The organism is Vallitalea sediminicola, from assembly GCF_054408565.1.
Genome location: NZ_BTPT01000043.1, coordinates 23,504 through 48,598, shown reverse-complemented (window position 1 = coordinate 48,598; position 25,095 = coordinate 23,504). Strand labels below are relative to the sequence as shown.

Genomic DNA, 25,095 nt, shown 5'->3' with positions numbered 1-25,095 from the left:
TTATCATAAATCAATCATAATGGTAACGCACAAATCTAAAAAAATATTGACTTTTATATTAGACTATGATATCATTTATAAAAATATATAAAACTAATTCGACAGTACGCAAGTCGACCTTTAATTTGGTACAGAGAGACCAGCAAGGGAGGAAATTATGATGCGAGACATCGGTGCGTTCTTTTATTGTATAAAAAAATACAAAAAATGCATAGTGGATAATATGAAGACAGATAATATTATTATGGCGATTCTGTCCTCATTTGTAATTGAAAAAAATAAACTTTGTAATATTAGGGAGTATGCATGGTAATTAATTATTATCATGTGTATTCCCTTTTTCATCTTATAGGAAAGTTCTACTAATCAAGTATATGAAATTGAAATGAAACTTCCTACGGAAGATGAGACGTAGCCACTTTTCTTGTTAATTATACGTAAATTTAGGAGGTTAGAATAAATGAAACTATTAATTAAGAATGGAACAATCATTAATCCAAAAGAAAACTTGGTTAAGAAATTAGACTTGCTTATTGAAGACAATCTAATAGTAAAAATGGAAAGAGATATAATTAGTGAAGCAGATGAAATTATAGATGCAGAAGGGTTATGGGTAACACCTGGACTTATTGATGTTCATGTGCACCTAAGAGAACCAGGATATGAACATAAGGAAACTATAGCAACAGGAAGTAGAAGTGCAGCAGCGGGAGGATTTACAACAATATGTGCCATGCCTAATACGAATCCTGCTATAGATACAAAAGAGCTAGTTGAGATGGTAAAACAAAAAGCAAAAAATGAAGCTATAGTAAATGTTCTACCAATAGGAGCAATAACATTAGGACAAAATGGAGAACAACTAGTGGATATAGAAGCTATGGCAAAGGCAGGTATATGTGCTATAAGTGAAGATGGCAAATCAGTGATGGATGCAAAGATACTGAATGATGCTATGATACAGGCTGAAAAATTAGATGTACCTGTATTATCACATTGTGAAGATGCTAATCTAGCTAAAACAGGAATCATGAATGAAGGTATTGCTAATAAATTAGGTGTACAAGGGATACCACCAGAATCAGAGGACATAATTGTATCAAGGGACATAATTCTTGCAGGAAGAACAGGAGCTAGACTTCATATCTGTCATATTAGTACGAAAGAGAGTATAGACTTTTTACGACAAGCTAAAGATAATGGTATAAACGTATCTGCTGAAGTATGCCCACACCACTATACCTTAACAGAAGATGATGTAACAATAGACAATACAAATACTAAGATGAATCCACCATTAAGAAGTAAAAAAGATGTAGAGGCAATAAAAAAAGCACTAAAAGAAGGAGTAATAGAAATAATCGCTACTGACCATGCTCCTCATCACATTGATGAAAAAAATTGTGGATATGATAAAGCTCCAAATGGAATAGTTGGTCTAGAAACTGCTGTAGCATTAGGAATAACAGAACTAGTAGAAACAAAAATATTATCGCCGCTGGAACTGATAAGGAAAATGAGTTATAACCCAGCTAAGATGCTAGGAATTGATAAAGGAACAATTGGGATTGGAAAAATTGCTGATATAACGATTATTAATCCAACAGAAGAATATGATATAGATGTAAACAGATTTCATTCAAAAAGCAAAAATAGCCCTTTCCATGAAAAACATGTAAAAGGAAAGGTTAAATATACAATTGTAAATGGAGAGATAGTTTTCAAATAAAGATTTATAAGGAGGAAGATAAAAAATGGTAGATCAATTAATAAGAAAGATTAAAGAGATGGATAATGCAACGGTTGTAGGATTAGATCCTAGGTTGAATTTTGTACCAGAATATATAAAAGAAAATTCATACGAGAAATATGGGAAGACTCTTCAGGGAGCTGCTGATGCATTTTATAATTTTAACAAAGAAATAATAGATAATGTATATGATTTAATACCTGCTGTGAAACCTCAAGTTGCTATGTACGAACAATATGGTATTCATGGTCTTAAGGCTTATATAGATACAATAGATTATGCCAAAGAAAAAGGGCTTATAGTAATAGGAGATATAAAAAGAAGCGATATAGCTTCAACAGCTTTAGCATACTCTAACGGACATATTGGTAGAGTAGAAGTTGAGGAAGAAGCATTTGAAGTGTATAGAGAGGATTTCATAACTCTAAATCCTTATCTAGGATATGATTCCATAGAACCTTATATAGGAAATTGTAATGAGTATGATAAAGGGTTGTTTGTGCTCGTAAAGACATCTAATCCAAATAGTGGAGAGATACAGGACCTTGTTGTAGAAGGTGAAAAGATATATGAGAGAGTAGGAAAGCTTGTAGCTAATTGGGGAGAGAAATCAATGGGTGAGCTTGGTTATAGCAGGGTAGGAGCAGTTGTAGGAGCAACTTATCCTAAGCAAAGTACTGAGCTTAGAAGAATTATGCCTAAGACTTTCTTCTTGGTACCTGGTTATGGTGCACAGGGGGCTACGGCGGAAGATCTTGCTGGATGCTTTAATAAAGATGGACTAGGAGCAATAGTTAATTCGTCTAGAGGAATTATTGCAGCTTATACTAAGGAAGTTTATAAGAAGAAATTTAAGGTTGAGGAATTTGGTAAGGCGGCTAGAGAGGCTGTAATTAGTATGAGAGATGATTTGAATAGGGTGAGATAATCCTTAGATAAATATTGATGATGATTAATTAGATGACTTAGAAGGAGTTTACTATATGAGAGCTAGATTGATTCTTGAGAATGGAACTGTATTTCATGGGAGAGCTTTTGGATATCTTAAGGAAACAGTAGGAGAGGTTGTTTTTAATACAGGAATGACAGGGTATCAAGAAGTGTTGACTGATCCATCATATTATGGACAGATTGTAACTATGACGTATCCTTTGGTTGGAAATTACGGTGTGAATTTGGATGATATGCAGTCTAAGGGAGCCAAGGTCAGAGGCTTTATCGTTAGGGAAAAATGCGATAATCCTAGTAACTGGAGATGTGAGTTCGAATTAGATACGTATTTGAAAGAAAATAGAATATTAGGATTAGAAGATATAGATACTAGAGCGTTAACTAAGATAATTAGAAACTACGGAACAATGAAAGGCATTATTACCTTAAGGGATTTAACTGATAGTCAGATAAAATTGCAACTAGATGGATTTAATAATAGAAATGCAGTAAAAGAAGTTACTACTAAGGAGATACAAGTTGAAGATGGCGAAGGATTACATATTGCCATAATGGATTTTGGTATTAAGCAGAATATCATTGATTCATTCAAGAGCAGAGGTTGTAAGGTAACTATTTTTCCAGCTAATGCGAAAGCAGAAGAAGTATTGGCTGTAGAGCCTGATGGAGTGTTTTTATCTAATGGACCTGGTGATCCAAAGGATATACAGGAGTCTATTGAAGAGATTAAGAAACTGGTTGGGAAAAGACCTATTACTGGTATTTGTTTGGGCCATCAACTATTAGCCTTAGCTCTTGGTGGTAATACTGAGAAGTTGAAATTCGGTCATAGAGGTGCTAATCACCCAGTAAAGGATATGAATACTGGCAGGATTATGATAACATCTCAAAATCATGGTTATGTGGTTACTGAAGAAGGATTACCAAAAGATGTTAGTGTAACTCACATTAATATGAATGACAATACTATTGAAGGTATGAAACATAATAAGTACAAGATATATAGTATACAGTTTCATCCAGAAGCTTGCCCAGGACCATATGATACAGACGGGATATTTGATGAATTTATAGACATAATGAATGAACAAGGAGGTAAACTTAATGCCTAAAGATATGAGTATAAAAAAAGTATTGGTAATAGGTTCAGGACCTATAGTTATTGGACAGGCGGCAGAGTTTGATTATTCAGGGACACAAGCTTGTCAAGCACTTAGAGAAGAAGGAATCGAAACTATATTAGTAAATAGTAATCCAGCTACAATTATGACAGATAAAGAAGTGGCTGATAAGGTATATATAGAGCCTTTAACCTTAGAATATCTAGAAAAAGTTATCAAGATTGAGAAACCGGATAGTCTAATAGCAGGAATGGGTGGACAAACAGGACTTAATATTGCAGTAGAACTTTATGATAGTGGAATATTAGATAAATATAACGTTCGTGTAATAGGAACATCCATTGCTGCAATAAAAGAAGGAGAAGACAGGGAAGATTTTAAGAAATTGATGGAGAGAATTGAACAGCCTGTTATAGAGAGTAAGATTGTAACCAGTATGGAAGAAGGTGTAGATTTTGCCGCTAAGATTGATTACCCTGTTGTAGTAAGACCAGCTTATACACTTGGTGGAAGTGGTGGCGGAATAGCCGAAGATAGAGAAGAATTAAAACAAATACTAGCAAAAGGTCTTCAATTAAGTAGAGTTGGTCAGGTTCTTTTAGAAAAATCAATAAAAGGGTGGAAAGAGATAGAGTACGAAGTTATGAGAGACTCTTTTGGTAACTGTATAACTGTATGTAATATGGAAAATATTGACCCGGTTGGAGTACATACAGGAGATAGTATAGTTGTAGCACCATCACAGACTTTGTCAGATGTAGAATATCAAATGTTAAGAAAAGCATCTATAGATATCATTAATGCTATAGGGATTGAAGGAGGATGTAACGTACAATTAGCACTTCATCCAGATAGTTTTGAATATGCAGTAATTGAGATTAATCCAAGAGTTAGCCGTTCTTCAGCCCTAGCATCAAAAGCGACAGGTTATCCAATAGCCAAAGTAAGTACTAAGATAGCATTAGGTTATGGACTAGATGAAATAAGCAATGCGGTAACTAAGAAGACGAAAGCTTGTTTTGAACCAACATTAGACTACTGTGTAATAAAAATACCTAAATGGCCTTTTGACAAATTCAGAAGAGCTAAAAAAACTCTAGGTACCAAGATGATGGCAACGGGAGAAGTAATGGCTATAGGAAATAACTTTGAATCAGCTTTACTGAAAGCGATCCGTTCACTTGAGATAGGAGAATATTCACTATATCATAAAAAAGCTGCTACAAGAAGCTTGGACGAATTAAAGAGAAGAGTTCAGATACCTGATGATGAAAGATTATTTGACTTAGCTGAACTTCTAAGAAGAAATTACAGAATTGATAAAGTATGTAGAATAACAGGAATAGATGAATTCTTTGTAAATAAGATAAAAGGAATTGTTAATGAAGAAGAAAAACTTAGAACTAAGACGATAGATGGTGTAGATAGAGAATGGATGTTGTATCTTAAGAAAAAAGGATTCTCAGATAAGGCTATTGCGGATTTTGTTAAATGTAAACCTGTGGAAGTCTACAACCTTAGAAAAGCGTACCATATAAAAGCAGTTTTTAAGATGGTGGATACATGTGGTGGAGAATTTGAAGCTCTATCGCCATATTATTACTCAACATATGACGAGTATGATGAGGTAGAAGTATCTAATAACAAAAAAGTGATGGTTATAGGCTCAGGACCTATCAGAATAGGGCAGGGAATAGAATTCGATTATTGTAGTGTACACAGTATAATAGCACTGAAAAAAGCTGGAATCGAAACGATAATAGCTAATAATAATCCTGAAACAGTAAGTACAGATTTTGATATAGCAGATAAGCTATACTTTGAACCGTTAACAGAAGAAGATGTACTCAATATAATTGAAAAAGAAAATCCTGACGGTGTCATACTTCAATTCGGTGGACAAACAGCAATTAAACTTGCAGGATTTCTTGATGAGATGAATATCAATGTATTAGGAACGAAACCTAAGCAGATTGACGAAGCAGAAGATAGAGAAAAATTCGATGAATTAATGGAGTCACTTGGAATAGAACGACCTAAAGGTAAAGCGGTATGGACTTTAAAAGAAGGATTAGAAGAAGCAGAGGAATTGGGATATCCAGTACTTGTTAGACCATCCTATGTATTAGGTGGACAAGGGATGGAAATTACTTATGATAAAGTAGAATTAGAGAGATACCTAGTTCAAGGATTTGAGAGAGATAAGAAAAACCCAGTGCTAATTGATAGATACTTAATCGGAAGAGAGATCGAAGTAGATGCAATATGTGATGAAGAAGATATCTTGATTCCAGGAATAATGGAACATCTTGAGAGAGCAGGTGTCCATTCAGGAGATAGTATATCAATATATCCATCTAAGAATATTAGACAGGAAATAAAAGATAAGATTCTTCATCATACTAGACTAATTGCTAAAGCATTGAAAGTTATTGGGATGATTAATATTCAATACATTGAATACAAAAACGAATTGTACATCATAGAAGTAAATCCTAGGTCTTCTAGAACAGTTCCTTATATAAGTAAGGTAACAGGAGTTCCAATGATTGACCTAGCTACAAAAGTGATGTTAGGAAGTAAACTTAGTGAGTTAGGATTTGGTATAGGATTGTATAGAGAAGCTGATACCATAGCAATAAAAGTACCAGTATTCTCAACACAGAAGCTACCGGATGTAGAAGTCAGTTTAGGACCAGAAATGAGATCTACTGGTGAAGTTCTAGGAGTTGGAAAAACATTTGAAGAAGCATTATACAAAGGATTCATAGCTTCAGGTATGAATATGCCAAAAGCAGGTGGAACAATTCTAGCTACCATAAAACCTTATGACCAAGATGAATTCATACCTATAGCAAAAGGATTTTCTGATAAGGGTTATAGATTCCTTGCAACAGAAGGTACTGCTAGAATTCTTAAAGAGCATAATATAGATGTGAGTATTGTGAAAAAAATTAGTGAAGGTGTACCAAATATTCTAGACTTAATAAGAAGTGGTATGTTAGACTTAGTAATAAATACACCTACAAAAGCAAATGATTCTACAAGGGACGGATTTAGGATAAGAAGGGCTGCGATAGAAGCTTCTGTTCCAGTATTAACTTCTCTTGATACAGCTAGAGGGTTATTAGATATCTTGTGTACGGATATGAAACATGAAGATACGGATGTGTATAATTTAGGGGTCAGGGTGGAGAGTTAGAATCACTTGCCTTACTCTGAGAAGCGATCGGTCTGCGTGATTCTAACACTTCACCCTTCGGTCGCTAAAGACAATAAAGGTAGCTTATTTAAGTAAGTTGTCTATAAAAATTAAAAAGATTTGGGAAGGGAGATATTATGTGTCAAGATAATTATAGAGATAAACAAGAGGCAGAGATAATATCTAATGAAGAAATAGCTGATAATGTATATAGGATGGTAATTAAGCAGGAAGAGATTGCTGTAGAAGCTAAGGCGGGGCAATTTATTAATGTTTATTGTAAAGCAGAAAGCAGGATATTGCCTAGACCTATAAGTATATGTGAAGTGGATAGAGATAAAGGCTCAGTTACTATTGTTTATATGATTGTTGGGATGGGGACTAAGGAATTTTCTGACCTTAGTTCAGGGGATAGAATTGAAGTGTTAGGTCCATTAGGCAATGGGTTTAAAATAGAAGATTGTGAAGAAAGTATTATTGTTGGTGGTGGGGTTGGTGCACCACCTCTTCTTGAACTGGTAAAGAATTTGCCCGGTAAGAAAAAAGTTTTTCTTGGATTCAGAAGCGGTTCATTCTTGATAAAAGAATTTGAAAAATATGCAAAAGTCTATGTTGCAACTGATGATGGTTCGGTTGGAGACAAAGGAAATGTAGTTCAATTAATGAATAAAGTAGGAGTAAGTGGGAGTGTGATATACTCTTGTGGACCCAAGCCTATGTTATCTGCTGTAAAAGATATGGCAGAAAAATTGAAAATAGAAGCACAACTTTCATTAGAAGAAAGAATGGGTTGCGGGATTGGAGCTTGCGTAGGATGTATATGTAAAATCAAAGCAGATAATGAACTTGGATATGTTCATAAAAAAGTATGTAAAGATGGACCTGTTTTTAATGCTAAGGAGGTAATATTTTAATGAATACTTCAGTAAATATAGCAGGGATTGATTTTAAGAATCCAGTAATGACTGCTTCTGGAACCTTTGGGTCTGGAAAAGAGTACTCAGAGTTCGTGGATCTTAATAGACTGGGAGGTGTAGTTGTTAAAGGTGTTGCATCAACTGAATGGTTAGGTAATGAGACTCCAAGAATTGCCGAGACATATGGTGGGATGCTTAATGCGGTTGGACTACAAAATCCTGGTGTAGATGTTTTTATAGAACAGGATATTCCTTTCCTTAGAAAATACAATACTAATATTGTTGTTAATATAGCTGGAAAAACAGTAGATGAGTATGTAGAAGTAGCTGAAAAACTACAAGATGCAGATATAGATATGATAGAACTTAATATATCCTGTCCTAATGTAAAAGAAGGTGGTGTAGCATTTGGTACAGACCCGAAGATGGCTGAGTATGTCACATCACAAGTTAAAAAGTATGCTAAACAGCCATTAATAGTTAAACTAAGTCCTAATGTGACAGATATCACAGAAATTGCTAGAGCTGTAGAAGCTGGTGGAGCTGATGCAATATCAATGATTAATACATTACTTGGTATGAAGATTGATATCTATAAGAAGAAACCTGTTCTTGCTAATAGGGTTGGAGGATTTTCTGGACCGGCAATAAAACCTGTAGCGGTTAGAATGGTTAATCAGGTATATAATAGTATTAACTTGCCTATCATAGGTCTTGGAGGGATATGTACTGGTGAAGATGCTATAGAATTTATTCTAGCGGGAGCAACGGGGATAGCTGTAGGAACTGCTAATTTTATGAATCCAAGGGCTACGGTTGATGTTATTGAAGGAATTGAGAGATATATGGATAGTATGGGAGTTAAGGATATCAGGGAGTTAATTGGTAGTGTTAGGTAACGGTCGGGGAGTAAAGGGGTATGTTACGCCGGCAGGTTATACGTCCTGTATAAATTGCCGGGCTCGCCGTCCATGGCTCGCTACTCCACATACCCCTTTACTCCCCTCGGTCGTTATTGATTAAGCTTAGTAGCGACTGTTATGGATAATTATAAGTTAATTAAAAAATACAGAAATATTTTTAGGAGGAATTTATAGTATGGAACAATATAAAAAAGAGTTTATTGAGTTTATGGTAGAGTGTGGAGTATTGACATTTGGTGATTTTACTACTAAGAGTGGGAGGAAGACTCCTTTTTTTGTGAATACAGGTAATTATAGAACTGGTAGTCAATTAAGCAGACTTAGTGAATTTTATGCTAAAGCTATAATGGATAATTTTGATGAAGATTTTAATGTGTTGTTTGGACCAGCTTACAAGGGGATTCCTTTAAGTGTGACTACAGCAGTAGCACTTAGCAATAATTATGAGAAAGAAGTTTCTTATTGTTCTAATAGAAAAGAAATAAAGGATCATGGTGATAAAGGTATATTGCTTGGAAGTAAGTTACAAGATGGTGACAAGGTCATTATTATTGAAGATGTTACTACTGCTGGAACATCTATTTATGAGACTATGCCAATAATCAAAGCTAATGGTGATGTGGATGTAAAAGGATTGATTATATCAGTTGATAGAATGGAAAAAGGGCAGGGAGATGAAAGTGCTCTTAATGAATTAGCTAAAAAGTTTGATATGAGAACTTGTGCTATAGTAACGATGGATGAGGTTGTAGAACATTTATACAATAAAGAGATTAAAGGTAAAATATTGATTGATGATAAGATGAAAAGTATGATAGATTCTTATTATAGTATTTATAGAGGAAACTAAATAAATTATCTAGGGGCTGTCTAACCATAAATTTTATCAAAGGTATCTTAGTAAGATTGGAAAATAGCCCCTTAAATTCATAAAATCGACTTATATTATATAGGGTGTAATGTTGATAGAACATTTACTAGCAGAATCAATTACTTTATTCATATAGATAGTATTTCTACGATTTTTATAATGATAATATGTCATAACAAAAAATTCTGTACTCTTTTCTACTTGTCTGCATTTAGATAATATTTGAGCTTTATTATAGTATAAAATACCTATCAGTGATGGATTCTGATGAATTTGATTTAGAGATATAGCTTTATTGATTGTATTAAGAGCATTTACATATTTATCTATAGATAAATAATTACTGGCTAAGTTATTGTATATTTTAACTTTAATACGGTCAGGAAAATTTATATAATTACATTCTATTAAAAATTCTAAAATTCTAATACTATAATTATTAGCATTCATATAATTCAAAAGGATGGATAGACTATTATAAATAGAAATTTCTTGTATATTTAATTCAGGTTTATATATAAAAATAAATAAGTCATCATACTTTTCAACTGATAATGATTGTTTAATGAGATTGATAGCTTTAAAAAAATTATGATTCAATTCCATTTCACATATGGCTTTATGCCACAATATATATTGTTTATTATGCTGATTTTGATAATCTTCATGGTGTTCTAGAGTATTTATTAAATTATATAGGTCATTATAATTACAAGAGCTTTTTAACATTTCTATTTGTCTTTTGGTTTCAGTAGTAAAATATGTTTCATCGCAATTACAATATTTTAGTAAATCAATAATTGAATTTCCTAGAATATTAGATATTTTGACTAGCATAGTAGATGAAGGTGCTACATTACCTGTCTCTATTAAGCTTATATATTTTCTGCTACACATTGCCAACTCTGCAAGTTGTTGCTGAGAAATATTCTGGGCACATCTTATTTTTCTAAATTCTTCTCCAAATTTGTACAAATTCATAAATCCAACTCCTGTATTGAGAAATATTATACTCTTCAAAAAAAATAATGCAAATGCTATAATGTAAATATTAAAAAGACAATTTATAATTATATTATATATTAACGAAAAAATTAGTACAAGGTCTACTTGAAATAAAACAATAAATTACATATATTATTTAAAACAGAAAAGTGAAATTGATTAGTAAGCTTTATAGTTTAAACATTTGTTAAGGATTGATAAGGCTTAGCTAATAAATATTTATTAGGAAAGGTGGGAGAGTAATGAGTGAAAAAGATTTAAACCTTCAAGAACAAGAAAATGACGAAAAAGACTTAAATGAAGAACTAGAAATTGATAAAGGTAATGCGGAAGAAGAAAGTTGTGTTCATGTTCATCTTACTTAGATTTATGGATTTATCAAAAATGAGACGAAAGGGGTAAGACATGAGCGAAAAAGATTTAAACCTTCAAGAACAAGAAAATGATGAAAAAGATTTAAATGAAGAGATGGAAATTGATAAAGGTAATGCAGAGGAAGAAACTTGTATTCATGTTCATATTTAATTATATGAGCTAATAATACATAAAGTATTATTCAATTATTGCTTGAATGTACTTTTATTAATAAAGGGATTAAACAACAATAAGATGTTTATCCCTTTATTAAGTTCTTATATTAAAAGGGGGTGAAAAAGGTTGAAAGTACCTAATTATATTATAAGAGTTAAAAATGAGGGTGAGAGAAGAGGAGAAATTTTTTATAATACTTTGACTGGAGCTAAAATGTTTGTTAATCAGAATCAATTAAGTAAAATAAAAAATGAAAAATATATATCCCAATTAGAGTTTTTGAAATTAAAAGGATTTATTGTTGAAGATAATTGTGATGAAGATAAAATAAAGTATAAAGCACTTACGAAATCAAACCCTACTTATAATTTAACCCTCATCACAACATATGACTGTAATATGATGTGCCCTTACTGTTTTGAAGAAAATAATGATAATGTTCATACCTATATGGATATTACAACAGCTAAGAAAATTGTTGAGCGTATAGAAACTAAGATAGTTAATGATAAAGTAGAAAAATTGAATATTGTTTTTACTGGCGGAGAGCCTTTTATGAATTTTGAAATTATTGAATATTTTTTAATGTTATTAAAAAAATTATTAGTTGAATATAATAAAATTATATATAATATTTCAATAATTACTAATGGTACATTGTTGAACGATTATATTATCAATACAATAAAAGAATATAATTTAAGAGGTATACAAGTAACAATAGATGGTGTGAAAAGTAGACATGATAGGTTGAGACCTACAAAAGATGGTACAAGTTCTTTCGACAAGATAATCAATAATATAGAGAGATATGCTAAGGATATTCCAATTGCGATACGAACAAATTATCATTATGGTGAAGAGTATACGTTGCTTGAATGGATTGATTATTTAGAAAATAACTTTGGCGATTATAAGAATAATATATCATTAAAATTTAGAAATATCATGGATACAAACAATTATTCATACATACGAAATAGAGACTCAAGTATGTCAATCGGGAAAGTAATTCAATATGGATTTAATAAAGGGTTTAATATTTTAGAAGGTTCAATCTGCGATAAGTGCAGAATACATTCTAATAATAGTGAGTACATTGATTATTTAGGTGAGATTTATAGATGTTTTATGTTTGTGGGAAATAAAAGTTTTGTTATAGGAAATATTAATGAGCCAGAATATAACGAAAAAAAGGTATTGTTTGATAATCTAAAAGTGTGGAAAGATTGTATTAAATGCCCTTTAGTAGCTATTTGTGCAGGGGGATGTAGATATGAAGCGTTTGTCTCTAAAGGAGATATTAATAAAAAAGTCTGTGATTATCAGAATAGGTTAACTGGTCTACAAGATTTTTTGAAATCAAAATATAAGATTAGCTAATTAATCATTTAATTAAGGGGTAGTAAATATGATAGATAAAAATATATTAATTAATGAGTTTAATTTTGAAAATGATATTATTTATTTGAATTGTGGTTCCTTGGGTAAGATGCCTAAGTCAAGTGCTAATCTATTAAATCAATATCTGCTAGATGAAATAAGATGTCCTACTAATAGTAGCAATACTGAAAGATTAAGAGATACATATTATGAGCTTAAAAATAAAATGAGCAATATACTGGGAGTTAATGACGGTAATTTAGCTTATATTCAAAGTACCAATATTGGCATAGGTACATTATTAACAGCATTTACTTGGAATAAGGGGGATAAAATATTAATTGGTAATAACGAATATTCTGATGGAGTATTGCCATTTTATGCATTAAAGCTAAAATTTGGTGTAGAAATCATTGAGTTGGATTCACAAAATCTTATTGAAGAAATCAATAAAAATATAGATGATAAAGTGAAACTGATTTTTTTTAGTCATATAGAATATAATACAGGTGTAATACATGATTTGAAGAAAATTAGAGAAGCAATAAATATAGGAAAAGATACTAAACTACTTGTTGATGGTGCTCAAGCTATAGGTCAAGTTAATGTTCAATTGGATTCAGTAGATTTTTATGTGTTTCCTTTTCATAAATGGATGTTAGGACCTATGGGGACAGGTATGATTTATATTAAAAGTACAAAGGATCTAAAACCTATAATATTAAGTACATTAGGTATAGATTATACTAGTGAAAATAAAAGAGCATTAAGGAAAGATGCTAGATTAGTTGAAAATTCATCATTTAATTTTTGGCTGTTTGCGACTATTTTAAATAATATTAGATTATTAAATAAAATTGGTTTTGAAAACATTTATGAACATATTGAAACATTAGCATCTTATTTTATTTCAGAGCTTCAATCAAAGAATTTGATGTTTATTGATAATTGTTATTATAAGCATGGAATGGCTTTCATTGAATTAAATAGGACACAAAATAATAATAAGCTAATTGAAGAACTTGAGAATAATAATATTTATGCTAGAACAATACCAGATAGCAATAAGTTAAGATTTTGTTTTCATATTTACAATACAAAAAAACAAATAGATGTACTAGTTAATAATTTAATTAATTTTAGGAGGAATAATAAATGACACAAAAATTAAACAAAAATGGATTTACCTATTTAGTATTGGCTCAAACAACATCTGATTTAGGAAATTGGTTTTATACTGCTGCCTTAAGTGCTATGGTTTTCATTATTACTCAATCATCTTTAGCATTGTCTTTTACAATTATATTTAGTTTATTGCCATCTGCAATTTTCTCTTTTGTTGGGGGAGGATTAAGTGATCGATTTAATGCAAAAAAAACTTTGATTCTAATGGATGCAATAAGGGCAGTTAGTATATTGTTTGTTTTGTTTTTCAATTCGCCTAGTACACTTTATGTTGTTTATATAGTTGCATTTATTAACTCGATATGTGGAGCTCTTCATACAATATCTAAAAATGTCATAATTCAAAGATTATATAAAGGTGAAAAGCTTAGAAAAATTATTTCAAAATTAAGGATGTATTATGAACTTACTGTTATTTTTGGTTCTATGTTCGGGGGCATGATATTAGCTTTTTTAGGATTTTATATAGTAGTAATAATTAATTCAGCTTCATTTATAATAGCTCTTTTCTTTGTTTTACTAATTAAATTTGAAACCAGTAAAGAAGGTACAACAGTAGAAGAAGAAGATATAAGCTTTATTCAAATGCAAAAACAAGGTTTTAGATATATATTTTCTAATAGAATACTTAAAGAGATTGCGGTCTATAAAGTATTTTATACTATTGCTGGAGGAATATTGAATGTATTACCTGCAATAATTGCTTTAGATAGATTTGATTTTGGTGAAAATGGTGTTGGTTTTATATTTGCAAGTATTGGTGTTGGTTCTATCGTAGGGGCATGGTTAACGGGTAGGATAAAGGCAAAAGAATATTGTAATAAATATATGGTTTATGGTGCCATCATTTTTACTGTCGGATTTGCTATTCTTATGTTAGCGCCTAATTTTTATATAGCTCTTGTTGCTATTGGCATCGTTGGTGGGGTTAGTATTTTCTTGCAGACTTACATTGAGGGTAGTTATATGGTTATTACTGACGAAAAATACGTTGGTAGAGTAAGTGGTACATTCTTGTTCATAACTTATGGTGGTATAACTATTTCTTTAAGTGTGTTAGGTGCAATATTAGGTAAACATTTTAGATTAACTTTGCTTATCTGTATAGCTATAATTCTTATACCTAATATAATATATGCTCTTGGGAAAGTATTTAATAAGAGGAGCAAAGGGGAGGTCATTCTGAAAAATGAACTTTAGAAATTTTTCTAATCTAATAGCATATCATTCTCTTGATGTACAAAAGAATGACCATGTGCTAATTATGGGTACTACAGAGATTAAACCATTATTATTAGAACTTATACCCATACTATTAAATCAAGGAGTCTTTGTTGATGTAGATTTGAAAGATAATATGATAGATGAGATAGTATATCATCATGGATCATTGAAACAAATAAATAAATTCTTCAATTATAAAATACATAGATTAAAAGAATTTGATAAGATATTGAACTTTATGTCTGAAACCAATCTTTATTTTAGAAATATGAATAGTGATAAAATGAATAGCTTCTATAAAGGGGTCAGTGAATATCTTAGAGAATACAATGCGCTAATAGAAGCAAATAAATTATTTGTATCTACAATGTTATATCCAACAAATGCATATGCTCAGAAGTGTTGTTTATCAACAATTCAATTTCAGGATTTATTTTCGAAAGTAAATCAATTAGATAATGATAATATTATTGAATATCACAAGAATATGGAAAAATGTAATGATGAAATTATTTCTGAAGTAGATTTAATAAAGAATATAAGCATTGTTGGTGAAAATACTGATTTAAGTTTTAGTGTAGAGGGGAGAAAATGGATAAACGGATGCGGTAAAATAAATTTGCCTGATGGAGAAGTTTTTACCACCCCAATAAAAGAATCCGTGAATGGTAAAATAGTATTCACATATCCAATTATTTATAATGGTATAGAAATAAGTGATATAGAATTAGAGTTCTTAGAGGGAAAAGTAATAAATTATAGTACATCTAATAATGATGCTTTTCATAATTTATTAACAATTGATGAAGGAGCATGTTATATAGGAGAAATAGGAATTGGAACTAATTATTCTCATCATGATTTTATAGGAAATATTATATTTGATGAGAAAATTGGTGGAACAGTACATCTTGCTCTTGGGGCAAGTTACCCAGAGTGTGGAGAAGTAAATGCATCCAGTATTCATATTGATATGATTTATGACACAATAGATCAAGGGGAAGTTTTTATTGACAATAAACTCTTCATAAAGAATCGTAAAATTTATAATAAATGTGGTGAGAAATTTTATGAATTATAATATAACAATTTTAGAAAATGGTTTAAAAATAATTAGACATGATATTCCTTATATGAAAACTATTACTTCATCACTATGGATTAATCAAGGATCACAAAATGAAACTAAAGATAATAATGGTATTAGCCATTTATTAGAACATTTACTTTTTGATTTGACTAGAAATGATGAAACTGAAGCTACCATGAATGAATTAAACAATTGTGGTGCAAAATATAATGCTGCTACTACTAAAGAATTTATGTATTTCTCTGTAACAACTATGAATTCAATTGAAAAATTTAAATTAGGCTTAAATACATTATCTCAAATGGTAAGACAACCATTTTCAAAAGAGAGTTTCAATAAAGAAAAAAAAATAGTATTAAATGAAATAAAAACTCATCTAAATCATAAAAACAGAGTTATCAATAATTGCTTTTATGCTCTTTGGGATGAGCACTCCATTGGATTATCAGTGTTAGGAAAAGAGGAAAATATAAATAAATTCACTTTTGAAGAAATGGAAAAATTAAAAGAAGATAAAGTGAATCCAGGAAATGCTTTTCTAGTTATTCTAGGCAACCTTAACCTTAATACTAATATTATAGAAATCATTAATGAATATTTTAGTGATTGGAAAGATTACAATATTGACTGTTTATTCAAAGATGAAATAATAGTAAAAAATGGACCAAGAATTATTACAAAAGATGGAGATAATCAAAATGCAGCGTTTACATTAGCTTTTAATGGAGTAAAATTCAATAATTCTTATGCAAGAGTTCTTGAACTTTCTAGTGTATTGTTAACTAGCGGTGTATGTTCAAGGTTGTACCAAAAATTGAGAACTGAAAAAAAATTATTATATTCTATACAAAGCTCTAATTATTCATTTAACTATGCTGGAGCATTTACTGTATGTATGTTGTTCAATAGTGGAAATTTTGAAGAAATAATTAGAGAAACACTAAAAGAATTAAATAGATTAAAGGTAGAATTAATATCAGAGAAGGAATTAAATCAATGTAAGTCCAAATTCATAACAAAATTAAGCGTGCAGCTTGAAAATCCCAATTCACTACTATTATTTATTAGCCGCTATTTTACATTAGGTAAAATCTATTCATATTATGAACATATTAGGCAAATTCAAAGCATTAAGCCCAAAGATATATATACAATCTTCAATGAAATATTTATTTTAGATAATGTAGCTTTTTCTTCAATAGGTGATATCAACCAACAATTATTAATTCAGTTATTAGAAAATGATTTATAGGTTTTAATATGAAATGGAATAAGGAGGTTTTAAAATGAATCTAAGTAGTGATGAATTAATTATTCTAACAAGTCTAGAAGATAATAATCTACGATTATCTGATTTATCAAAAGTTGTTAATATGTCAAAAATAAAGATTTCTAGTTTACTGATCGGATTAATGGAAAAAGGTTATCTGGCTCAAAAAACTGTAAAAATAACAGAGAATTATATGGATAATTATTATTATATTAATCCGTCATGTAAAGCTAAACTTGATGATGAACTAGATTTTGAAGAAGATGAAAAAATTAGTTATATCAAGCACGAAATACAAAAAATTAGTCAACTGATAATCCAAAATAAAAATGATATAAATATGATTCGTATAAGTACAGTTAAATTAAACAAAAATGAGATTGATGAATTGATAGAGAAGCTTAAGGATATTACACATTTCTTACAAAAAAGTGAGCATTCACAAGAAGAAGATGATGAAAAATACAGTTTGATAGTGTTATTAGCTAAACGAGATGATTTAAGTAAGGAAAGTGAAAGCATATGAAAAAAGCACGAATTTTATTAGTGAATTCTATTAATACCAATGGAAATTTAACCATTTCTCTAGGAAGTATTTATTTAGCGTCAATTCTAAAGAAAAATGATTTGAATGTAGAAATTATTGATTTTAATTATTTGATGAATCAAGGAATAATTAAAAAAAATAAAGATCCTATGATGAACTATCAATCATTAAGTAACTATTTGATAGATGAAAACCCCGATATAATTGGTTTTTATACCATGTGTAATTCTTATCATAATGTAATTCAAATTAGTAAATTAGTAAAGCAAACAGATAGTAATATTAAAATAATGTTAGGTGGACCACAGGCATCAATGTGTGCTGAAGAATCAATGAAATTCTTTGGTTTTTTTGATTTAATTTCTATTGGAGAAGGAGAAATGACAATTACAAATATTGTTAAGGGTCTACTTGGTGAGTATGATCTAAATATTATACCTAATATTTATTTTAGGAAAGATAATGAAGTGATTAAGACTAAAAGTAGAGAAGATTTAATTGATGTAGATCAATTACCATTCTATGATGATACTTTAATGACTTTTATTAATGATATAGAAGAGATGCCTATTGAAGTTGGAAGAGGTTGTCCGTTTAGTTGTACTTACTGTTCTACAAAAACATTTTGGAAACGAAGATTCAGATTGAAAAGTACAAAAAGATTAATTGAAGAAATAAAATATTTCTATTATAAATATAATAAAAGAAATTTTAATTTCATACACGATTTATTTACAGCAAATAAGAAATTAGTAATGGAATTCTGCAGGGAAGTCATTAAAGAAGATATAGAAATTAAATGGTGTTGTAGTTCAAGATTAGATACTTTGAATGAAGAAGTTATGCAACTTATGTATGAAGCTGGATGTAAAAAAATTTTCTTAGGTATAGAAACCGGTTCTCAACGGATGCAAAAACTAATAAATAAGAATTTAGTTGTTAGTGATGTAATGAATCAATTAAAGCTTCTTAAAAAGTACAAATTTGACATTACGCTATCCTTTATATATGGTTTCCCTCAAGAAACTATTAAAGATGTGGAGGAAACCCTTAAATTAATCAGTAATATATACAATGAAGGTATTATAAGTGTACAATTACATCTTTTTACTCCTTTAGTAGGAACAGAGCTGTATGAACAATATAAAGAAGAGTTAATCTTGGATGATTATGTTACAACTATATCACAAGGTGTTAATTATGAAGGAAGTTTAGATCTAATAAAAAATCATCCTACTATATTTCCGCAGTTCTATAATTTTGATACTTATATAAGAAAAGAGTATAGGTATTTAGATAAATTCATTACTTATATAATATCAAAGGGTAATCAAATTTTGAAATCTACATATACTACAATTTTAAGTTATTACAATGGCGATTTATTGAAATTCTATGAAGAATTTATAATAGCTATTCCAGATTTTACAATAAAATTATTTGATAAAGAATATAATGAAATCAAATTTGATTATAGTAATATTATTGAATTAATACATGAATTCATTGATAAGAAGAAATTTGATAACAAAATTCAAAGTATATTTGAATTTGAACGAGATATTTATTATTTCTTGTATGTAGCAGAAGATAAAAGAACGAAACAAATAAGATATAATAATAACGTATTGCAAATAAAAAAATATCCCAATAAAGATAGATCAAATACGGAACCAGTAGATGTTAAGTTTGAATTTAAGGATGAAAAATTAGTTCTTAAAAAAGTTACTTAATAAGCTAACACTATTGTTAGGGGGGATAGTAATATGAATCCAGAAATTTTAGGGAATTTGAATGATGAATATAATAATTTGATTTTTAGATTAGATGAATTAGAAAGCAAAGCTATTAATATAAGAGATTATTATTCAGGTAAGTTGGTAAGTAAAGAATTAGATCCAAATCAATGGAGAAATTTTTTTGAACAGTATGAAGGTATTAATTTGGTTTTAAAGAAAATGGTTCAAAATGCAAATTGGAGATTATATCTTGATCAAAAAAATAACTTTGGTAAACAGATTAAACAAGTTACAGATGATTATTGTATTAGAATAATGAACATATTATATTTTTGGGAGAAAGAATTGATTAAGCTTAATGAAGAGGATGTCATTGAACTTATTAACAGTAAAGAATTAACTACATATAACTATTTTTTGCAAAAACAAGTTGAGGATAAAAATTTATTAGATCTGAATGATGAAAATTTAATATATGATTCCATAATACAATGGGAGAATACAATAATAAATTTTTATGATACAATGATTGGCAATTATAAATTTTCAATCTTAATAGATCAAGAAAAACAAGAAAAGAAATTTCATGAATTAATCCCTATGTTATTAAGTGATAAATTAGAAATACGAAAAAAGGCTAGAGAATCATATTTCTTGAGATATTTAAATGATAAAGAACTTCTGGAATCAATTTATAATTCAAGAATTAAGCAATATTCATTGAAAGCAAAATTCTACAATTGTAATTCATCCATTGATCTTAATCATAAAGAAAATCAGATAAATGGTGATGTGATTCATTTATTAAGGAATTCAATAGATGAAAATGATGATATAGTATCTAATTACTATAAGTGGAAATCAAAACAATTAAATCTGAAATTATCATTATCAAATATTAAGGAACCTATATATAAAAATAATATAGACTATTCTTGGGAATATGGTAAAGAAATCATAATGAAATCTTACAAAGATTTTGATTTGGAAATAGGAAAAATAGTAAAAGACATAATAAATGAAAAAAGAATAGACTATCGCCCTAAAGATGGTAAAATTTTTGGCGCAAGATGCTTGGCATATGTACCAGATTATAAACCATATATATTAATTAATTATGGAGGTAAGCTAGAAGATGTATTGACATTGGCTCATGAGCTTGGACATGGTGTACATAAAACGTTAGCCTCTAAGCAGAATTATTTGAATTATTCTCCGTCGCTTATATTAGGAGAGGTGGCTTCTCTTTTTGGTGAGATATTAGTTTTTCAATCAATTCTAGAACAAGAAAATGATCCTATGAAAAAGAAAGTACTGTTATCTAAACGAATTGAATCAATATTATATATAATATTTAATATGAATGTAATAACAAAATTTGAAATTAACATTCATGATTATGTTAAAGAACATGGATATTGCGAATTTGAAAAAATGAATTCTCTATATATGAATGAATTAAATAGATTATATAAAGATAGTATTTGTATAGAAGAGTATGATAAATATACTTGGTTAATGATTCCACATATATTGAGAACTCCTTTTTATGCTTATGTTTATAGTTTTTCGAATCTATTAGCATTATCTATGTATGCTAAATATAAAAATGATAGTAAAGTTTTTGTGAATAAATTCAAAAAGTTACTTGAAAGTGGGTGTTGTAAAGCACCAAAGCAATTACTAAGTGAAATGGGAATTAACATTTATGATAAAAATTATTGGCAGAAAGGATTTGATGATTTAAGAAAGTATATAGATCAGCTAACTAATTCTTGAGTGAATTATAGGAATTAAATTAAATAAAGTAAATATAGATGTATGACTCTTAATTATGGAGTGTAATTTAGTTAATATTTTGTACATAATATCAATTATTTAGACTTTCATATTATCCTTAATATTTTATAATAAAATTAGGTAAATATGCTTTGAGTATTACTTAATATTTACCTTTGATAAGTAATATAACTTATCAATAATAAAATATTAGAGTTGGAGGAGTTTATATGGGTAACAAAAGCATTAACAAATTGATGTCATTATTATGTATTATTACGTTATTAAGTGTATTTGCAGCACCGGTTTTAACTAGCAGTAATGTATTTGCTAACACTTCAATTAGTTACTATGTATCGCCAGAGGGAAATGATCAAAATTCAGGTACACAGCAAGAACCCTTTGGTACACTAGAAGGAGCAAGAAATGCTATTCGTACTCTTAAGAGCAGTTCTTCATTACCATCAGGTGGTATAACTGTTTATCTAAGAGAAGGTACCTATAATATGAACAGTTCTTTTGAACTAACGGCAGAGGATTCAGGAACTGAAAGTTCTCCTATTATTTACAAAGCATATAATGGTGAAGATGTAAGGATTATGGGGGGATACAACGTTGATTCTAATGGCTTTACTGCAGTTGTAGACCAGACAATTCTCAACAGACTTCCAGCAGAATCAAGAGATAAGGTTTTACAGATTGATTTAAGTACCCAGGGGATTAATCAATACGGGGAAATAGCAAAAGCTGGTTTTGGTTGGACTAAGTTACCACCAGCACCAGAATTATTCATTAACAATAAGACTATGACTTTGGCAAGATATCCAAACCAAGGTTATATGACTACAGGAAATATCAACAATCAAGGATTCATTCCAAGAAATCATGTTGATGATGATCCTTCTGATCCAGACTATGTAGCACCGGACCAATATATTAATCAACAGGGACCTATTTTTTCATATTCAGATACACGTGCTTCTAGATGGGCAGATGAAGATGAAATATGGTTATTTGGTTATTGGAAATGGGATTGGGCAGATGACAATCTAAAAATAAAAAATCTCAATACGTCCACTAAAAAGATAGAGGCTGATCATCCAAGCTTCTACGGTGTTAGTAGTGGTAAACGTTACTTTGCATATAATTTATTATCAGAAATTGATATGCCAGGTGAATGGTATCTAGATAGAACAAGTGGTATTTTATACATATATCCAGAGGGTGATTTAGCAAGTAGTAAAATACAGCTATCAACTCTAGATACACCATTAATTAGAATGGATGGAACTTCTTATGTGACTATCGAGGATATTACATTTGAACTATCACGTAGTGATGGAATTCATATGACTAATACAACTAACAACCTAATTGCAAAATGTACATTTAGAAGATTAGGACAAAGAGCGGTTGTAATTGGAGACCCTTCAGCAATAGGTCATTCAACTGATGATCCAGCAACTATACCAGATGGTGGAAGTAATAATGGTATTGTAGGTTGTGAAATCTATGAAACAGGAGCTGGAGGCGTTTTTGTTGCAGGTGGAGACAGGATATCTCTTACAGCAGGAAATAATTATGTTGAGAACAATCATTTCTATGATTTCGCTCGTATAATAAGAACTTATACACCAGCTATCGCATTAAAAGGAGTTGGTAACAGAGCTAGTCATAACCTGATACATAATGCACCTCATTTCGCAATTGAATTTGGTGGTAATGACCATATAATTGAGAATAATGAATTGTATAATGTTGTTTATGAAACTAGTGATGCAGGAGCTATTTATACAGGTCGTGATTGGACATATAGAGGAAACGTTATCAGAGATAATTATATTCATGATATTCCAACTATTGGGGGTCATGGTTCTCATGGAGTTTATTTAGACGATGCCATGAGTAGTGCAGAAATTACAGGTAATGTATTCTATAACATTAGTAGTAGAGCATTCTTAATCGGTGGTGGTAGAGACAATATCATTAGTAATAATGTCATGATTGATTGTGGTATGTCATTATCATTGGATGATAGGTTACTTGGTTGGGCATCAGATTCAGCGAAAGCTCCAGATGGAACACATTATAAAAGATTAATGGCCATGCCTTATCAACAAGACCCTTGGAGTAGTCGCTATCCAGAATTAGTTAATATTTGGTCAGATAGTCCAGCAATTCCAAAAGGTAATGTTATAACAAATAATGTAATATATAAAAGTGGAGCAATGAGTATAGCTAGTAAAGCTTCTCAATATGGTACTATAAATAATAACTTGACCTTAAGTGCTAGTGATAACCCAGGTTTTGTAGATGAAGCTAATAACAATTTTGCTCTAAGATCAGATTCTATGATTTATCAGCAATTACCTGATTTCCAAGCGATTGATTTTGATAATATGGGATTGAAGGTAGATTCATATCGTACTAACTTGAGTTCTGCTTTAGGTGATTTCACTGCTTACTCACCACAAAATAATGATACTGATCTCAATGCAGCAGGAGTTGAATTAGCTTGGACACCATGTGAAGGTGCAGATTATTATAAAGTATATGTAGCTTTAGACTCTAATTTCAATGATGTTGTTCTTGAGGATAGTATAGAAAATACTAATAAGTCAATAGGTGGACTAGATACTGATACTACATATTATTGGAAAGTAGTAGCACTATCTAATGCTAATTGTTTATCAGGAGTTGAAAAAGATAATACAAATGGTATTTTACAATTTACTACAGGAGAAGCAACAGGAAGTACATTTTTAAGCGATATGAGCTGGACATCTTGGAGTGGATATCAAGAGCCATTAAAAGATGTAGATAGAGATGGTGATACATTAAATATCAATGGACAGACATATAACAAAGGAATAGGTACTCATGCTAATTCTACTATCATTTATAACTTAAATGGTAATTATACTAGATTTTTAAGCGATATCGGAGTAGACGATGATGTTAATGATAAGGGAACTATTATTTTCAAAATATACGTTGATGATGTATTAAAATATGATAGTAATGTAATGACAGGTTCTAGTGCAACAAAATATATCGATATTGATATAACTAGTGGCAATGAATTGAAATTAGAAGTTACAGATGCAGGTGATGGAATCCATTATGACCATGCTAACTGGGCTAATGCTAGACTTGAAGGCGGTAACGGAGGAATACCTTCTATTCAGCCAATTATGATACAAGCAGAGGATTATAGCAGTATGAGTGGTGTAAGCCATGGCGGTGATATGATAGGAAGTTGTGATGATGGTGATTGGGCATGTTACAGCAATATAGACCTAGATACAGGGTATAATCTTCTCACCGCAAACGTTGCAGTACCAGCTCAATACGCAGGTTCTAGAGCTGAAGTAAGACTTGATAGTACTACAGGTACCCTAATAGGAACTTTCACTATTCAAGCAACAGGTGCATTTGACACATATGAAGAACAATCAATAAATATTGTAGGAGCTAGTGGCACACATGATATATATATTGTTTTTAAAGATTATTATGGTGTAGGTAACTTCGATTGGTTTAAGTTCAGTAATTAGAATCAGATAAGCAAGCAGCTTGGCTTTGGGTCAAGCTGCTTATTTTTTAT

General features: G+C 30.3%; 19 protein-coding genes. 18 read left to right on the top strand and 1 reads right to left on the bottom strand.

Going from position 1 to position 25,095, the window contains the following annotated elements; translation table 11 throughout:
• Window positions 1-157: 157 nt before the first annotated feature.
• The 8 genes from ACX6CF_RS17850 to pyrE all read left to right on the top strand — a co-directional run bounded on the left by ACX6CF_RS17850 (window position 158) and on the right by pyrE (window position 9,714).
• On the top strand, window positions 158-313 hold the full coding sequence (locus ACX6CF_RS17850; RefSeq protein WP_458786719.1) for a hypothetical protein: 156 nt from the start codon (window positions 158-160) through the stop codon (window positions 311-313).
• Window positions 314-460: 147 nt separating this feature from the next.
• Complete coding sequence (locus tag ACX6CF_RS17845) at window positions 461-1,729, top strand: dihydroorotase (protein ID WP_458786718.1); 1,269 nt, start codon at window positions 461-463, stop codon at window positions 1,727-1,729.
• Window positions 1,730-1,754: 25 nt separating this feature from the next.
• A complete protein-coding gene (pyrF, locus tag ACX6CF_RS17840) occupies window positions 1,755-2,678 on the top strand; it encodes an orotidine-5'-phosphate decarboxylase (RefSeq protein ID WP_458786717.1) in 924 nt (307 codons plus the stop codon).
• 55 nt (window positions 2,679-2,733) lie between these two features.
• Window positions 2,734-3,813: a carbamoyl phosphate synthase small subunit gene (locus tag ACX6CF_RS17835; RefSeq protein ID WP_458786716.1), complete on the top strand. Its 1,080-nt coding sequence runs from the start codon at window positions 2,734-2,736 to the stop codon at window positions 3,811-3,813.
• Window positions 3,806-7,024: a carbamoyl-phosphate synthase large subunit gene (gene carB / locus ACX6CF_RS17830; protein WP_458786715.1), complete on the top strand. Its 3,219-nt coding sequence runs from the start codon at window positions 3,806-3,808 to the stop codon at window positions 7,022-7,024. Before ACX6CF_RS17835 ends, carB begins: the two co-directional genes overlap by 8 nt.
• Before the next feature lie 137 nt (window positions 7,025-7,161).
• Window positions 7,162-7,938 carry a dihydroorotate dehydrogenase electron transfer subunit gene (locus tag ACX6CF_RS17825; RefSeq protein WP_458786714.1) on the top strand — a complete coding sequence of 259 codons (777 nt, stop codon included), beginning with the start codon at window positions 7,162-7,164 and terminating at the stop codon, window positions 7,936-7,938.
• The gene (locus tag ACX6CF_RS17820) at window positions 7,938-8,840 is read left to right on the top strand and encodes a dihydroorotate dehydrogenase (RefSeq protein ID WP_458786713.1); all 903 of its coding nucleotides are present in this window, start codon (window positions 7,938-7,940) and stop codon (window positions 8,838-8,840) included. The genes ACX6CF_RS17825 and ACX6CF_RS17820 overlap by 1 nt, the downstream gene beginning before the upstream one ends.
• A 199-nt stretch (window positions 8,841-9,039) precedes the next feature.
• Window positions 9,040-9,714, top strand: a complete 675-nt coding sequence (gene pyrE, locus ACX6CF_RS17815) for an orotate phosphoribosyltransferase (protein WP_458786712.1) — start codon at window positions 9,040-9,042, stop codon at window positions 9,712-9,714.
• A 90-nt stretch (window positions 9,715-9,804) separates the two neighbouring features.
• Here the strand turns inward: pyrE and ACX6CF_RS17810 are convergent, their stop codons facing one another.
• Window positions 9,805-10,716, bottom strand: coding sequence for a helix-turn-helix domain-containing protein (locus ACX6CF_RS17810; protein WP_458786711.1), 912 nt, complete (start codon window positions 10,714-10,716; stop codon window positions 9,805-9,807).
• A gap of 266 nt (window positions 10,717-10,982) precedes the next feature.
• Here ACX6CF_RS17810 and ACX6CF_RS17805 point away from each other — a divergent pair, with 266 nt between their 5' ends.
• The 10 genes from ACX6CF_RS17805 to ACX6CF_RS17760 all read left to right on the top strand — a co-directional run bounded on the left by ACX6CF_RS17805 (window position 10,983) and on the right by ACX6CF_RS17760 (window position 25,045).
• Window positions 10,983-11,105 carry a hypothetical protein gene (locus tag ACX6CF_RS17805; protein WP_339364571.1) on the top strand — a complete coding sequence of 41 codons (123 nt, stop codon included), beginning with the start codon at window positions 10,983-10,985 and terminating at the stop codon, window positions 11,103-11,105.
• Window positions 11,106-11,397: 292 nt separating this feature from the next.
• Entirely contained in the window at window positions 11,398-12,654 is a 1,257-nt protein-coding gene (locus ACX6CF_RS17800) for a radical SAM protein (RefSeq protein ID WP_458786710.1), read from the top strand.
• Window positions 12,655-12,682: 28 nt separating this feature from the next.
• Window positions 12,683-13,813 (top strand): aminotransferase class V-fold PLP-dependent enzyme, encoded by a 1,131-nt coding sequence (locus ACX6CF_RS17795; protein ID WP_458786709.1) that lies wholly within the window; start codon window positions 12,683-12,685, stop codon window positions 13,811-13,813.
• Window positions 13,810-15,039: an MFS transporter gene (locus ACX6CF_RS17790; protein WP_458786708.1), complete on the top strand. Its 1,230-nt coding sequence runs from the start codon at window positions 13,810-13,812 to the stop codon at window positions 15,037-15,039. Before ACX6CF_RS17795 ends, ACX6CF_RS17790 begins: the two co-directional genes overlap by 4 nt.
• Entirely contained in the window at window positions 15,029-16,144 is a 1,116-nt protein-coding gene (locus ACX6CF_RS17785; RefSeq protein ID WP_458786706.1) for an aminopeptidase, read from the top strand. The genes ACX6CF_RS17790 and ACX6CF_RS17785 overlap by 11 nt, the downstream gene beginning before the upstream one ends.
• A complete protein-coding gene (locus ACX6CF_RS17780; protein ID WP_458786705.1) occupies window positions 16,134-17,405 on the top strand; it encodes a M16 family metallopeptidase in 1,272 nt (423 codons plus the stop codon). The genes ACX6CF_RS17785 and ACX6CF_RS17780 overlap by 11 nt, the downstream gene beginning before the upstream one ends.
• Before the next feature lie 34 nt (window positions 17,406-17,439).
• Window positions 17,440-17,949, top strand: a complete 510-nt coding sequence (locus ACX6CF_RS17775) for a hypothetical protein (RefSeq protein ID WP_458786704.1) — start codon at window positions 17,440-17,442, stop codon at window positions 17,947-17,949.
• Window positions 17,946-19,703, top strand: a complete 1,758-nt coding sequence (locus tag ACX6CF_RS17770) for a B12-binding domain-containing radical SAM protein (protein ID WP_458786703.1) — start codon at window positions 17,946-17,948, stop codon at window positions 19,701-19,703. The genes ACX6CF_RS17775 and ACX6CF_RS17770 overlap by 4 nt, the downstream gene beginning before the upstream one ends.
• A 33-nt stretch (window positions 19,704-19,736) precedes the next feature.
• Entirely contained in the window at window positions 19,737-21,488 is a 1,752-nt protein-coding gene (locus ACX6CF_RS17765; RefSeq protein ID WP_458786702.1) for a M3 family metallopeptidase, read from the top strand.
• Between the two features lie 230 nt (window positions 21,489-21,718).
• Window positions 21,719-25,045: an NPCBM/NEW2 domain-containing protein gene (locus ACX6CF_RS17760; protein WP_458786701.1), complete on the top strand. Its 3,327-nt coding sequence runs from the start codon at window positions 21,719-21,721 to the stop codon at window positions 25,043-25,045.
• Window positions 25,046-25,095: the final 50 nt, after the last annotated feature.